Here is a 13,904-nt window from a genome sequence, read left to right on the forward strand (position 1 = left end):
TTTCATGCTATTTACGTATTTCCTATCAGATTATTGCTTTATTATAACAATATATTTATATAAGGGTGGAAGAAATATGTTGAACAATGATCGAAAAAAAGGCTTGTTTTTTGTGATTACCGGGGCTGCATTTTGGGGTATTGGCGGTACTGTTGCCCAGAAGCTGTTCCAATCTTATGAGGTAAATGTCGATTGGCTTGTTGTTGTCAGGCTGCTTTTGTCTGGCTGCATCTTGTTGCTATTTAAGCTTTTCAGCAAAAACCGCAGGGAAATTATTAATGTATGGAAGGAGCCAAGCACTGCCATCAGACTTGTTGCATTTTCTGTGTTTGGAATGCTGGCAGTTCAATATACGTATATGGCATCCATCCATCATGGCAATGCGGCAGTTGCTACCTTACTACAGTATTTATCTCCAATCATGATAATGCTGTATTATCTTATCACAAGAAAAATGCGTTTGACTAAGGTGGATGTCTACACGGCAATTCTAGCGTTATCAGGCTGTTTTTTCCTGCTCACAAACGGCACCTTCTCTGAGCTTTCTGTCCCTGTCCCTGCTGTCGTTTGGGGTGTTTTGTCAGGAGTTGCTGCTGCGTTTTACACGTTAAGCGCAGGATCGCTGCTAAAAAAGTTCGACTCTTTAGTAATTGTCGGCTGGGCAATGATTATCGGCGGACTTTGCTTAAATATAGTCGAACCAATTTGGAAAACAGCACCAGCTTCCATAACTGCCTCACAGCTTATTTATTTAGTGTTTGTCATCCTTTTTGGGACAATGATTGCCTTCTGGTTTTACATCAAAAGCCTTGAAACACTCATGCCGAAAGAGGCAAGCTTGTTAGGCAGCATTGAGCCATTAGCAGCCTGTTTAACAACTGTTTTCTGGCTGAATATGCCCTTCGGATTTATCCAATGGGTTGGTGCTGCATGCATCATAAGTGTGGTACTGCTTCTCACCTTAAGTAAACGCCAAGCAGTTCCCTCTGCTTCTGATGATATCCCGATTTGATATAGAAAGAAAAAAGCTGCCGGTTGCTTCGGCAGCTTTCAAATTGCTTGTTTTTCAACATGATACTTATAAAACTTCTTATCTACCTCCATAAGAGGAAATGCTTTTGGTAGCTCTGCCATTTCAATACTAGTAAAGCTGTTTTTCTCATAAAAGCGATGTGCGGCTAAAAATTGTGGCGTTGTTCCTAAAAACACCTCGTTTACAGTACGCTCCTTTGCCCAACTAAGCGCATTCTGCAACAGACGAGTTGCTGTGTTAAAGGCTGAACCGCGATAATCTTTGGCAACAAACATTTTCCTTAAAGCTACTTGGCTATTGCCAATATCAAGTAAAGCAATTGTTCCGACTACCTTGTCCTCCATACACGCTACCCAAAAATTCCCTTTTCCCCGTTGATAAAATGTTTCAATCATCATTAAATCAGGTTGATTTTCTTTTGTTATTGGAATATTGTATTCCGTTTGCTGGATATGTAATATCAAGTCTAATACTTCTGTTTGATATTGCTCGGAATATACTTTCACAATTGGTTCCTTGCTCATCTTGCCACCGCCTATACAGTAATATTTTGTTCGTAATTTATCATCTGTTTTAAAATGGAACTACCGTAATAAATATCTGACTTTTCAGTCTATAATATCAAAAACAATTATTTTTTTCAAATAGAATAATTCTGCTATCATAAGGAAAATTTATTTTTTGGGAGGTGATTTATATGGCAAGAATTGGTGTAGAACAATCGCTAACAAATATTTCTGAGGCTCTTCGTGAAAAAGGGCATGAAATCATTAACCTCCAGCAAGAATCAGACGCACAAGGCTGTGATTGCTGTGTCGTTTCAGGAATCGACTCTAATGTTATGGGCATGCAGGACACACAATTGCAAGGCTCTGTGATTGAGGCAAACGGCCTCTCTGCAGATGAAGTATGTCAGCAGGTAGAACAACGAACAAGCAGATAAAAATGCAAGTCAGTCCGTTTGGTATGGCGGGCTGGCTTCTCTCCTCTATAATCCCCTTAAATATACTTTCCTGTTTGTATGAAGATCGTCATTTTTGGCGATACATTTACTAAAACACGACGATTGCCTATTGTTATTGGAACATGTTGTTTCCGTAAATATTCTATTCAAGATAATGTAGTTTTTTCCGTCCTGTCATATGATGAAAATATATAGTGTGAAGGGAGATGAATGAAATGATTATCTTTTTAATCGGATTAGGCATATTGATTGTGGATGTGTTTTTCTAATTCTCCCAAATCCTAACAGGCTGATAAAAAACATGACCCTTTTGGGTGAAGTTTGCCATCAGCCTGGAACATTCTTCAATTTGCCTTGAAATTATATAATGGTTTAATTACTTGAACAATTTCAATCGTATCATCTGTATGCTTAATAATATCCTCCATCGGTTTATAAGCCATTGGACTTTCATCCAATGTACCTTCATTAACAGAAGTCGTCCAAACATCCTTCATTACGTCTTTAAATTGCTCTAATGACACCAATTCTTTTGCTTTTGTCCTGGACATTAATCTACCCGCACCGTGTGGGGCTGATTCATTCCAGTCCTTATTTCCCTTGCCTATTGCGATGATGCTTCCATCCCTCATATTCATTGGAATAATCACTTTTTCATCTTTTCTCGCAGAGATTGCTCCTTTTCTGAGAATCATCTGTTCCATATCAATGTAATTGTGAATGGTCGTAAAGCTTTCTAAGATGTTCCAGCGCATACGCGAAGTGATTTCCTCCACCATTGCCTTTCTGTTTAATAAAGCATAATGCTGGGCTATCTTCATGTCATTCATATAATGCTCAAAGCTTTTCCCTTGAAGGTAGGCAAGATCCTTTTTGACATATGGTCGTTTCAGCGCCTTTAACGTCTCTTCAATTTCACTTTCCCTTCCTGCTGCTTTCAATTCATCAATCAAGCCTTGTTTCTCCTGATGCAAGCTCAAAAGCTCATTATAAGCCAAGTTTTGATAATGATCGGCAATTTGCTTCCCTAAGTTTCTTGACCCAGAATGAATGACAAGTACAATTTTGTCATCCATTTCGTTCAACTCTACAAAATGATTGCCGCCACCTAATGTACCAACAGATGATTTGGCTCTTTTCAAGCTAAACGGTGCCACAACATTGCGAAATTCTACTCTTTTGGAGTATGGGTGAAATTGACTACTTTCACGTGTAGAAAAACCGCTTGGAATATGCTTTCGGATAACTTCATCCAATTGATCAAAATTCACTTCTGTTTTATTTTTATCGATGACTGCTACTTCCATGCCACATCCAATATCTACACCAACCAAATTTGGAACAATTTTATCTGTTATCGTCATTGTTGTACCGATTGTGCAGCCTGCTCCAGCATGTGTATCTGGCATGATTCGTATTTTCGTTCCCTTTGTAAATTCCTGATCACATAGCTCCAGTATTTGAGACATCGCTGTTTCTTCTACTTTATCTGTATAAACTTTCGCAATATTATATTTTCCTTGGACTTCTAACATAGTGACTCTCCTTTTTTGTATTAGAGGAAGCAATTGCAAACAGATTTCTATTACATCCTTCCATATTTATACTTTACTGCCAATTCGCTCTTTCTAGTATTAATTCCTGCATTATTTTCAAAATGAATGGAAAACCTATACATGGGAAAATTTTTGTTGTAGAAAATTCTTTAGGAGAAATTCATGAAAAACAATACAAAAGCACCACTTACCTCTGCTGAAAAAGCAAATCTCTGGAATTTTTATATGGCGAACACAATGTCTCGCTGTATGTTCCAGCATTTCTTAGCAAATGTAGAAAACAAACAGATTAAGAAAATTATTCAAGACAGTGATTTACTTAGTCAAAGGATAACAGAGCGTGTGAAAAGCTTTTTTCAAGAAGAAAACATTCCATTGCCTGCAGGCTTTTCTGAGCAGGATGTAAACCTGACTGCTCCTCGGCTGTTTTCTGATAGCTTCTACCTTTTGTACATAGACATGATGTATAAGCTTGGATTAATCTTTTACAGCATCACATTACCAAATACAACGAGATTAGATATTCGCCAATTTATAACAGAATCAATGCGTGATGCAGCTAACTATTCCAATCAAGTGACAGAGGTAATGTTAGAAACTGGCATTTATGTGCGACCACCAAATATTCCGACAATGAACACACAAGAAATGGTGGAGCGACAAAGCTTTTTCAATGGCTTTTTTGGTGATAAACGAACATTGACTGGGATTGAAATTTCACAGTTATTTGCAAATATCCAGTTTAATACCATTAAAACAGTCCTTTTACTCGCATTCAGTCAGGTTGCAGAATCAAATGAAATTCGTAGCTACTTTATAAGAGGAAAACATATAAATATTAAACAAAATACTGTTTTTTCTAATGTCTTAAAGCAGGAAGACCTGCCACTGACAATGCCAAGTCAATTTAATGTGACAACAACCAATATACCACCGTTTTCAGATAAGTTGATGCTTTTTCATATCAGCAATTTATCGTCAGCTAAGCTAAGAAACTTCGGCGATTCCATCGCAGTCAGCCCTCGTCATGATTTGGGTTCCATCTATTTCCGGCTTATGGTGGAAACTTCGAACTATGCGGAGGATGGAGGAAACCTTTTAATTGAAAATAATTGGATGGAAAAGCCGCCACATAATGTCGATCGAAACCTGCTTGCTAAGAAAAAGAAATAATGATGCTGCCGCAGTTTGGCAGCATCATTATTTCCAACTACTTACTCTTTGACAATTTCTTATGATAAAGGACATACTTTGCCTCCTATCTAGTATCAATAAACAAATAATAGCCGCCATTGACTTGGCAGCTATTACATGTTTGATTCACAGTCTGACAATACCTAATGTGTGATACTTTTTTAAAATCATTTCCACCATATTAGCCTTATCCTCCTCACAATTTATGATGAGGAGTACTTCTGCAGGAGAGCATGCTGGTTTGTTCCGCTTGCTTTTTTTTATGGATACATCCAAAAATATTCCGACAAGAGCCCCCGCTATCATACCAATTAATCCCCAAATAATAGGACCAAGATACAGAACGAATCCGTAAATTGTCCCTAACAGCATCATAATCATGCTTATACAGGACACTAAAAATAAATTCATGCCATTATTATTATAGGGGTCAATAAAACTATATTCTGTTTTTTCGGGGAAGATAGGTTTTGCTAATATACATTCACGACCGATATGGTTGTTTTCGAGTTCACTTATGGCAAGCTCCAGTTTTAACGAATGTTCAAACAAAGATATGACAGTCATTATTTTTTCTCCAATAGCTTCATCAAGTCTCTTCTGTTAGCCTTATTCCAATAGTTGTTTTCTAGATAGCGCGCTTGCTCGATTTTAAATAGATCATTAAGTGTGAGTGTATGATAATAGCTGTCACATACAGCAAAACAATATAATGAAGGCAAATACAGCGCCCATTGCGGGTCGAGTGCAACTATTGCTTTTAAATAATCTCCATTGCAGGTGTAGTAGAAGCTGCTTAACAGATTTGATTGAAATATAGTAATTAACAGCCAAAAACTTAAGTACAATCCTGTTGTAATATTGCGGATAATTAAATGTCCAAGACCTGGTGTGATGATTGACCAAAAAACTGGAATCCATACACTCATCTTTTGAAGATAATTAATCTCAAATAGACTTAATTGAAAATCAGCTATTGGAGCCTTTTGCCTTGCTGCAAGCTGAGACAGTTGATTAATATCTGTTGCTAATCTATAGGCATCCCATATATTAAAGATATAAACACCGATATAGATAAAAAACCATTTTATGTCAAGGCATTGCTTCGCCATGTCAAACTGGCCAGTACAAGAATAAACAATCGCCAAATTAAGCTTGGTTTCTGTATTAACAACAAACTCAAACAGGAATAAAAAGAAGCCTTTCAACCGTTTCCCTAACATTATATGACCTGCACCGGGCATCGCCATTCCCCACCATAATGGCATATACGGGTTAATTACACGCAAGTAATTACTACCGAAGGGTGTTATTTTTACTTGGGGTCTTCTTAACACATCATGCATCCTACTCACCAGTTTCTCTCGATGTATACTATGTATGATTCTCCAATAAGTCCTTTTTATTCGAGCAGCATCGTTCTTTATATAAAATTGCTCCACCCTGTTTTTCATTAAAACGTATTCTTAATAATCGTTACAGTTTATTTTTGGAAATTTTATAAGTAAAATAACTATATGTCTTATTAACTAATAACAACTATAAATTAAATTACCGAAGTATATATTTATCCAGTATTAGCAAAAATAAAAGTAGCAGGGAGGCATTGTACCAGATGAAAAAAGAAGATGTACTATCAGATGATTTTTTAGAAAAGCTTGTAGAGGAAATCAATGAGCTGTATGGGTGGGATGAAACGGAAACACCTGTTGAGGAATAGCTTATTTGAAAGTCTAAAAAAGGCCATGACAAAATGTTAGTCCTCATTCTATCATGGCAAAATACAATAGTATTAGAGCTACTTCTTTAGGCATTTGGTTATAGCCCTACTATCCTAGTATATCGTTCTTTATTAAGAATGTCTCTTATTTTTTTAAAATTTATTACATTCTATTTCTATCCGTTACTTAAATGGAAGAGTAAATTGCCAGGAAACCCCATACTTATCAATAATCCATCCAAATTTTCTGCTGAAGGAATAATCTCCAAGAGCCATAAGCTCTTGGCCTCCACTAACGAATGCTTGATAATAATGGTCAATTTGCTCCTCTGTTTCACATTCAACATAAATGGAAAATGAGGGTGTAAATCCAAAGTCATGAGAAATGTTGCTGTCTATACACATGAACTCTTGGTTCTTCAATGTGAAGACAGCTTGCATGACGCTTCCTTCCTCTCCAGCTTCGTCCTTCCCGTAACGGATCACATTCTTTATACTTGAGTCTTCTATTATGGTTGTATAAAAATGGATCGCTGCTTCCGCATTTCCTTGAAACATTAAAAATGGGGTTATCTTAGTCATTGGTTTGTGCCCTCCAACCATTAAAATCTTTTTTTATTAAAGAGTACATATACAGGTCGTCCATTTTTCCGCTCGTAAATTCATAGCTTCTCAGCAAGCCTTCACACAAAAACCGATGCTTTTTGAGCAAGCTTTGTGACGACAAGTTGGGCGGTTCAATCAGTGCTTGAATTCTTTCAAGTCCCATATGCTCAAAGCCGTATTGTACGACTACCTTTAAAGCTTCACTTGCCAAGCCCTGTCCCCAATAATTCTTATGCAGCTCATAGCCGATTTCTGTCCGAAAATGACGCTTATCCCAATTCAAAAATCCGCAGCTGCCAAGCACCTTTCCATTTTCTTTTAGTGTAATTCCCCATCTTATGCCCGTTTGCTTCATTCGGATTGACTTATACCATTCGACTTCCTTCCGCACTTCCTCAAGTGACTGAAAAGGCTCCATTCCATAATATTTCATGACATCCTTGTCAGAAAGATACTCGAAAATATCTAATGCATCTTCATTTTGGATTTCTCTTAACAGTAACCGTTCTGTTTGCAGGACAGGAAAATCATTTTGCTTGGAGTACAAATTGTCCCCCTCCATTCCTGAAAATAACCTTATTTATTTAAATCCATAAATATTGGAGCAACCTTACATGGCGAAATCTCAATCCTTTGCCATACATTGCCTGTCACATAAGGTTCTTCCTTAAGCCACTCATCAAGCGCTTCTTTTGATGGATAGTCTACTACCATCATCGAACCAATCATTTTTTCTGTATCATCTAACAGGGCAGCGCCGTATAAATGATTGCCCTCATCAAATCGTTTCTCAACCGACTTTAAATGCTCTGCTCGTGCACCCAATCTCCTTTCCAATGCAAAATCATCCGTACCGTCATATGCTGTTACAACAAACTGCATAATTATTTCCCCTTTTATTCCATAATGTATATTCCCTTATATTGCTTCGACGAAAAAAGCACTTTTCCTTCTGGAAAAGTGCTTTAGCTTACAGATATATATTAGTTGGACAGCTCTTTCAGCTTTTGTGTTAGTTCATTGAATTTAGCATCAAGCACCGCATATTCTTTATCTTGTGGCAACATAAAGCTGAGCCTTCCTAAAATCTCTTGTCTTTCTGTTTCAAGCTTTAGCCTCAGCTCTTTTTTGTCATCTCTTGTAGGTGCATGACTTTGCCATTGTTTGCGAATTCCTGTATCTGTTATCACTAATTGGCTAGTTGTTGTTTTCTCAAGGAAATAGCGATCATGGGACACGATAAGTAACGTTCCATTATATTGAGCCAACGTCTCCTCCAGCTGCTCACGCGAAGCAAGGTCAAGGTGATTGGTAGGTTCATCCAACAGTAAGACGTCCTTATCATCTAGTATATAGGCCATTAACTTGCATTTGACACGCTCCCCCATACTCATTGACTCAATCGGTTCCCTCCATTGAGCTGCCGTGAATCCCAAATGCTTCATTAACGTCTGAACCCTTCCTCTCTCTTCGAAGGTTTCCTTATAAAATAGCTGCTCTGGTGTTGAATCAAGTGGCAAATCAAATACCTCCTGTGATAAATAGCCAATATTGGCTGCAGGTGACATCCAAATATCCCCTTTTCCAACAACACTTCCGGCAATCATTTTCAACAATGTAGACTTACCGCTGCCATTTGCACCTGTCAGGGCAATTCTTTCTCCATGTTTTATCGTAAAATGTACATCCTTAAACAAGGTCCGTTCACCAAATGATTTCGTCAGCCCTTTCACTTCTAAAAACCGTTTGCCAACCTTATTGCTTGCTGTTATGGAAAACTGAACAGAATGCTCCTCTGTAACAGGCTCCACGTTACGCTTTGCGAGTTCCTTTTCTAATCGTTTTTGTTTTGATTTTACTTGAGCATCCATCCGCTTTGCTTTAACACGATAGTATTCTTTCATGCCTTCTTTTTTTGTTGACTGTGCATGAGCTTTTTGTGACCATGTATTCAACTCTTTTATTTGACCTTGAATTTGTTCTGTCAATTTTTGCTGTTTTTCATATTCTCGTTGCTGCACCAACCTTTTCGCATTGCGGGCCTTCATAAAGTCAGAATAATTCCCCTTATGCTCTATAAGCTTCTTATCCTCAATTGCCCAGATTTTTGAGGCAACGGCATCAAGAAAATAGCGGTCGTGGGACACTAAAATTATCGTTCCTTTATATTCCTTTATCTGTTTCTGCAGTAAATCAAGACTTTGGCTGTCAAGGTGATTCGTCGGTTCGTCTAACAGCAGGAGATCAGCTCCAGTCGCAAAGCCTTGTGCAAGCCTGACTTTTAATTTTTCACCGCCGCTTAAATATTCATACGGTAAAACTGGCACAGACCATTTTTCAAGAAGCCTTGTTACATCGACTGATTTGTTTGCAGAGATATGTGTTTTTGCCTCTTGGATGACAATGGCAATATCCAAGCCTTGATTAAGCCACTGTATTTGCCCGTCAGTAGGCTCTACATCCCCGTTTAATAAGTGGAGCAGCGTTGACTTACCAGCACCATTATTGCCGATAATTCCTACGACATCCTCTTCCTGCACTGATGCTGTTACCTTGTCAAACAGGAGCTGATCTGCCACCTCATATTTGATATTATGCAATTTCATTAATTCTTTCATATAATCAATCCCTCATTTCACAGGGAGGACAAAAAAATCCTCCCAAAATAAATTTTGGAAGGATTAGCCGGACATTTTAAGCATCATAAATAAGCTGTCTAAAACAGCTATATAGAAAATGGGCAGACTAATCCTACTTTAGTTTAATTTGCATTATGCATTTCAACTGAAAAAATAAGATTAGTTATCCATCGGCCACCCATCATCCTTTCTGCTTTTGTAATATAAGTGTAGCATAACCTCTTTTTAGGATGCAATGGGCAATTCCGCAAAACAGGATAGGGTCCTCAATTAATAACAGTATTATCAAGCTGTCGTTAATTCTTTTCCCATTCTTCCCGCAGCAAACCCATACGAATCGAATCATAGTATATACCATTATAGTAACGGCATTTTCTTAATCGTGCTTCGAGCTGCATTCCAAGCTTTTTCCCGACCTTCATCATACGCCTATTGCCTGACCAAGTCGTAAAGCCGACTCTTACAAGTGGAAGTGTTTGAAATAGATGGTTTATCCACAGCTTCAGTGCCTTTGTACCATATCCACCGCTCCAAAACTTTGAATCATATATGACGATTCCCATTTCAAGCCAGTTTGATGGCTTATGCTCCCAATAATAGCTGACAGATCCGATAAGCTTTCCATCTGTCTCTATCGCCCAAAAATCATCTTGATAAAGATACTTGTCTTTTTGCTTTTGAAAGTCATTCCACGAAATGGCCTGATGCTCGTAATAAGGAGCATCCCATTTTTTCCAATCCGGACTTTCCTCTTTATATGTCATTTTCCAAAGAGGATAGAGGTCGTTTTTCGTTATCTGTCTAATAAGCACGTTTGCTTCTTTATAAGACACAACACGGCTTGGAGTTTCCCCAAGCAAAATTCTCTCTAAGTCTTGCACACTATTTGCAAGAAATGTGGGACTGAACGCAGTTAATTCTTCTCTTGCACCATATCCATATGTAACAGCTATTGAATCTATGTCCGTGTTATTTGCACCTATTAAATCATACTTCCTGTCACCAATCATAATAAAGTCTTGCAGTGAAAAGTCCTTGTAGAGCTTAAGTATGTATTCAATAATCTCTGTTTTTTCTGACCTTGTCCCATCTTGATTACTTCCGACAATGACATCAAAATAGGAAGTAATGTTAAAATATTCCGCTGTTTTTTCTGCAAATGCTGTCCATTTAGATGTAGCTATCGCAAGAATACAGCCTTGGTCCTTTAATTTTTGGAGCAAGCCTGTCATTTCTGGATAAAGCAAATTTTCATACATGCCAGTCTCTTTATATCTTTCTCTGTAAAAATCTATCCCCTTTTGAATTGTTTCCTCATCAAATCCATAAAAATCAGCAAAAGACACATGCAAAGGTGGGCCAATAAAGCATTCTAAATCATCCAAATCCAGCACTTGTCTATTAAGCATGCTCAACGCATATTGCACCGATTTCGTAATACCAATCTTAGGATCTGAGAGTGTCCCATCTAAATCAAACAATATGACCTTATATGAACTCATAAGGTATCCTCTCCCCTTCTAGTAACCATTCATATATATAAATGTAATAGTAGTAAGAAATTTCAAAAATCTTTTTAAACAACATTTCTGTTTTTAAATTATAATCAATATACAACTCTACTCTTTTCTTCTGTCAACCAGCTCTTTATAGATAAAAACTAGCATCACAAATATAGCTACTGTTAACATGCCATGAAAATCATATCGTAAAACTTCTGCCACATACGGAATTGCGGGAACGACAAAAGCTACTAGTAAGCTTATTAAGACTGCTAAGACAACCTTATTCATGATAAACGACTCCTAAATTTATTATAAGTAAATCTTTAATTCTATCATATTCTCTTTTGGTAATTTGTGTAAATAAAAATTTGCATCTACCGAAATCTGAATAGTGCTTAGTTCATGAAAAATACAAAACGCTGCTTCATTTAACAGCGTTTTTGCACAATTATCCAAGTACTAATGACGCTCTCAAATCATGAATACCGTGCTCCAAATAGGCTTTTAGGCATGTGAGGGTATAGACCCAGCCTTCTTTTTGGTTGAGCAGCTTTTCAACTAGCAGGGGATCATCTTCTTTAAAACCTGATTCTTTCACTTCCATAACTGTTTTCGAGTTATGCTCTTTAAGTGTGATGGAAACGATTGTTTCTTCGTGCTTTTCACCCCATGCGAACACGATTTTCTCCTTTTCTGCTACTTCCATTATACGAATAGCAACTTCTGCCTGATACTCATCGTATCTCAATAGTACTGTGTTTCCTTCTGTCCACTTTTCGGAACTAGAACTAAACCAGTAGTTACCAATCTGTTCTGGATTTATAAGCGCTACAAACACTTTCTCAGCAGGTTTGCTTATTTGCAGCTTAACCGTGACTTCTGTTAACACTTTAACGCCCCCTCCTTGTTTTTAGCTATCATATCATAGGCATAAAGCTAAACCAAACTACCCTTTTAAAGTAAATAAAAGAGAGTACATCATGTCGATGTACTCTTTTCGATTTATTAAAATAATCGTTTTCTCCGTAAGACAATCGCTGTCAGGCAGGACAAAACAAATGAAATTGCTAACGCTACAAAAAAAGCATGCTTATATTCTTGAAATGGTATGTTAACATTCATTCCATAAAAGCTTGCGACTATTGTTGGAAGGGAAAGGACTATTGTAACAGATGTTAAGAATTTCATAACCATGCTGACATTATTCGAAATAATCGACGCAAATGCGTCCATCATACCGCTTAAAATTGACGCATGTGTTTGAGCCATCTCTATCGCCTGCTGATTTTCAATAATAACATCCTCCAGCAAATCTTGATCATCTTCGTACATTTTTAAAAATCTGGTATTCATCATCTTATTCATGACAATATTATTCGATTTAAGTGATGTTGTAAAATAAACAAGACTTTTTTGTAGATGAAGAAGAGAAAACAGCTCCTTGTTTTTCATTGATTGCAGAAGCTGGTCTTCAATTGTGTCAATCTTTTTACTGATTTGTTTAAGATATTTCAAATAAGACGTAGACATGCTATACAGTATTTGGAATGCAAATCTTGTTCTTTTATACGTAAAGAAATCCTTAACTTTTCCTTGGGAAAAAGCATGAAAAATCGGATTATCCTTGAGACAAATTGTCACAAAACAATTTTTGGCAATGATAATTCCTAAAGGAATTGTATCATACGTTGGTTTTTTCTTATCATCAAAGGTTACGGATGGAATGTTGACAATTATTAAAATATCATCGCCATCTTTTTCTATCCTTGAACGTTCCTCTTCATCCAAAGAATCCTTTAAAAATTCAATTGGAATATCAAGCTCTGCTGCAATGTACTGAATCTCCTGCTCTTTTGGAGCAACTAGATTAATCCAGCAGCCGCTCGTAATTTTATTCGTTTCTTTAAGTACTCCTTCTTCGTTAGAAAGATAAATATTTAACATGGTAAAACCTCCTCTTATTGTGAGGAAGTCAAATGCGTTGCCATAAACAAGCTGAATTTTCACTCGTATTCAAAATTAAACGGAATGACTCCTTATTGACTTCCCCCTGTCTCGACTCGGGCTCAGGTTCACTGCAATAATGACTACTCATAAAAATTCAACTCCTTTGGTTTCTGTTTTAAAACACTATTACATTTTACTTGAATTCTTTATTTTTGCAACTAAACTAGCAAACTTTTTGAAAAATTTATAAAACCAATTTATTAGTCTGATTCTTTCCCAAATTAGCAAATCCATATTCCTAATTACCGCCACATCATTGAATGAATTCCAGAGACCTTTTTCCTGTGGCCGTACAATATTATTATTTACTGTCTTTAACAAACGCTATATTTAAAAAGCAATTCCTAAAGAGCAGCCTAACGGAGTCCAAATAAACTGCATGGTTTCTATATATTCAGGTCGTATAAAGAGGTCTAACAAAAAGGAAAACAAAGTTAAGATCATAAACCATTTTATAAATTTAATTGTCCTATTCCTAATTTCCACCTTGCCTGCTTTTTTCCAATAAAAGAAAGATAGTACCAAAAGATATAACACATACAGGAATAAAAATAAAAGATACCCATACAAAACTACATGTGAATTATTTTCCACAAAAACTAGCACCGTTGCTATCACAAACAACACAAATAAGAGCCTATTTAACCAAACAATCTTTTGCACTAACATTTACTCCTTAA

Annotated in this window: 15 protein-coding genes and 1 pseudogene; 3 read left to right on the forward strand and 13 right to left on the reverse strand. The window is 36.9% G+C overall.

What is annotated here, in order from left to right:
• Positions 1-76: 76 nt before the first annotated feature.
• Positions 77-1,012: a DMT family transporter gene (locus CEQ21_RS24675; RefSeq protein ID WP_185766832.1), complete on the forward strand. Its 936-nt coding sequence runs from the start codon at positions 77-79 to the stop codon at positions 1,010-1,012.
• A 38-nt stretch (positions 1,013-1,050) separates the two neighbouring features.
• Here the strand turns inward: CEQ21_RS24675 and CEQ21_RS24680 are convergent, their stop codons facing one another.
• Positions 1,051-1,557 (reverse strand): GNAT family N-acetyltransferase, encoded by a 507-nt coding sequence (locus CEQ21_RS24680; protein ID WP_185766833.1) that lies wholly within the window; start codon positions 1,555-1,557, stop codon positions 1,051-1,053.
• Positions 1,558-1,730: 173 nt separating this feature from the next.
• Here CEQ21_RS24680 and CEQ21_RS24685 point away from each other — a divergent pair, with 173 nt between their 5' ends.
• Positions 1,731-1,976, forward strand: a complete 246-nt coding sequence (locus tag CEQ21_RS24685) for a YkuS family protein (RefSeq protein ID WP_185766834.1) — start codon at positions 1,731-1,733, stop codon at positions 1,974-1,976.
• A 365-nt stretch (positions 1,977-2,341) separates the two neighbouring features.
• On the opposite strand, the gene CEQ21_RS24690 is transcribed toward CEQ21_RS24685, so the two are convergent.
• Positions 2,342-3,532 (reverse strand): RtcB family protein, encoded by a 1,191-nt coding sequence (locus CEQ21_RS24690; RefSeq protein WP_185766835.1) that lies wholly within the window; start codon positions 3,530-3,532, stop codon positions 2,342-2,344.
• 183 nt (positions 3,533-3,715) lie between these two features.
• Between CEQ21_RS24690 and CEQ21_RS24695 the strand changes: the two genes are divergently transcribed.
• Positions 3,716-4,726, forward strand: a complete 1,011-nt coding sequence (locus tag CEQ21_RS24695) for a DUF3231 family protein (RefSeq protein WP_185766836.1) — start codon at positions 3,716-3,718, stop codon at positions 4,724-4,726.
• Between the two features lie 147 nt (positions 4,727-4,873).
• Here the strand turns inward: CEQ21_RS24695 and CEQ21_RS24700 are convergent, their stop codons facing one another.
• From CEQ21_RS24700 to CEQ21_RS24750, 11 genes and pseudogenes are all read right to left on the reverse strand, one after another.
• Complete coding sequence (locus CEQ21_RS24700; RefSeq protein ID WP_185766837.1) at positions 4,874-5,314, reverse strand: hypothetical protein; 441 nt, start codon at positions 5,312-5,314, stop codon at positions 4,874-4,876.
• Positions 5,314-6,084, reverse strand: coding sequence for a hypothetical protein (locus tag CEQ21_RS24705; RefSeq protein WP_185766838.1), 771 nt, complete (start codon positions 6,082-6,084; stop codon positions 5,314-5,316). Before CEQ21_RS24705 ends, CEQ21_RS24700 begins: the two co-directional genes overlap by 1 nt.
• 566 nt (positions 6,085-6,650) lie before the next feature.
• On the reverse strand, positions 6,651-7,049 hold the full coding sequence (locus tag CEQ21_RS24710) for a VOC family protein (protein WP_185766839.1): 399 nt from the start codon (positions 7,047-7,049) through the stop codon (positions 6,651-6,653).
• On the reverse strand, positions 7,042-7,620 hold the full coding sequence (locus tag CEQ21_RS24715; protein WP_235907333.1) for a GNAT family N-acetyltransferase: 579 nt from the start codon (positions 7,618-7,620) through the stop codon (positions 7,042-7,044). Before CEQ21_RS24715 ends, CEQ21_RS24710 begins: the two co-directional genes overlap by 8 nt.
• Positions 7,621-7,649: 29 nt before the next feature.
• Positions 7,650-7,955, reverse strand: coding sequence for a YciI family protein (locus CEQ21_RS24720; protein WP_185766841.1), 306 nt, complete (start codon positions 7,953-7,955; stop codon positions 7,650-7,652).
• 101 nt (positions 7,956-8,056) lie between these two features.
• A complete protein-coding gene (gene abc-f / locus CEQ21_RS24725; protein ID WP_185766842.1) occupies positions 8,057-9,691 on the reverse strand; it encodes a ribosomal protection-like ABC-F family protein in 1,635 nt (544 codons plus the stop codon).
• A gap of 317 nt (positions 9,692-10,008) precedes the next feature.
• Positions 10,009-10,476 carry a GNAT family N-acetyltransferase gene (locus tag CEQ21_RS24730; protein ID WP_235907427.1) on the reverse strand — a complete coding sequence of 156 codons (468 nt, stop codon included), beginning with the start codon at positions 10,474-10,476 and terminating at the stop codon, positions 10,009-10,011.
• Between the two features lie 117 nt (positions 10,477-10,593).
• A pseudogene (locus CEQ21_RS24735) lies at positions 10,594-11,214 on the reverse strand (HAD hydrolase-like protein); the annotation flags it as partial.
• Positions 11,215-11,331: 117 nt separating this feature from the next.
• Complete coding sequence (locus tag CEQ21_RS24740; protein WP_185766843.1) at positions 11,332-11,505, reverse strand: hypothetical protein; 174 nt, start codon at positions 11,503-11,505, stop codon at positions 11,332-11,334.
• A 160-nt stretch (positions 11,506-11,665) separates the two neighbouring features.
• Positions 11,666-12,106, reverse strand: coding sequence for an SRPBCC domain-containing protein (locus CEQ21_RS24745; protein WP_185766844.1), 441 nt, complete (start codon positions 12,104-12,106; stop codon positions 11,666-11,668).
• Between the two features lie 116 nt (positions 12,107-12,222).
• The gene (locus CEQ21_RS24750; RefSeq protein WP_185766845.1) at positions 12,223-13,161 is read right to left on the reverse strand and encodes a magnesium transporter CorA family protein; all 939 of its coding nucleotides are present in this window, start codon (positions 13,159-13,161) and stop codon (positions 12,223-12,225) included.
• Between the last annotated feature and the right edge of the window lie 743 nt (positions 13,162-13,904).

It is taken from the genome of Niallia circulans (assembly GCF_007273535.1).
GTDB classification, from domain to species: Bacteria; Bacillota; Bacilli; order Bacillales; family Cytobacillaceae; genus Niallia; species Niallia circulans_B.

Excerpts from the sequence above, each read along its gene's own strand:
- CEQ21_RS24720 (WP_185766841.1), bottom strand. The coding sequence starts at position 7,955 with ATGCAGTTTGTTGTAACAGCATATGACGGTACGGATGATTTTGCATTG.
- CEQ21_RS24730 (WP_235907427.1), bottom strand. The coding sequence starts at position 10,476 with ATGACATATAAAGAGGAAAGTCCGGATTGGAAAAAATGGGATGCTCCT.
- CEQ21_RS24700 (WP_185766837.1), bottom strand. The coding sequence starts at position 5,314 with ATGACTGTCATATCTTTGTTTGAACATTCGTTAAAACTGGAGCTTGCC.
- CEQ21_RS24675 (WP_185766832.1), top strand. The coding sequence starts at position 77 with ATGTTGAACAATGATCGAAAAAAAGGCTTGTTTTTTGTGATTACCGGG.
- CEQ21_RS24680 (WP_185766833.1), bottom strand. The coding sequence starts at position 1,557 with ATGAGCAAGGAACCAATTGTGAAAGTATATTCCGAGCAATATCAAACA.
- CEQ21_RS24750 (WP_185766845.1), bottom strand. The coding sequence starts at position 13,161 with ATGTTAAATATTTATCTTTCTAACGAAGAAGGAGTACTTAAAGAAACG.
- abc-f (WP_185766842.1), bottom strand. The coding sequence starts at position 9,691 with ATGAAAGAATTAATGAAATTGCATAATATCAAATATGAGGTGGCAGAT.
- CEQ21_RS24740 (WP_185766843.1), bottom strand. The coding sequence starts at position 11,505 with ATGAATAAGGTTGTCTTAGCAGTCTTAATAAGCTTACTAGTAGCTTTT.
- CEQ21_RS24690 (WP_185766835.1), bottom strand. The coding sequence starts at position 3,532 with ATGTTAGAAGTCCAAGGAAAATATAATATTGCGAAAGTTTATACAGAT.
- CEQ21_RS24710 (WP_185766839.1), bottom strand. The coding sequence starts at position 7,049 with ATGACTAAGATAACCCCATTTTTAATGTTTCAAGGAAATGCGGAAGCA.
- CEQ21_RS24695 (WP_185766836.1), top strand. The coding sequence starts at position 3,716 with ATGAAAAACAATACAAAAGCACCACTTACCTCTGCTGAAAAAGCAAAT.
- CEQ21_RS24685 (WP_185766834.1), top strand. The coding sequence starts at position 1,731 with ATGGCAAGAATTGGTGTAGAACAATCGCTAACAAATATTTCTGAGGCT.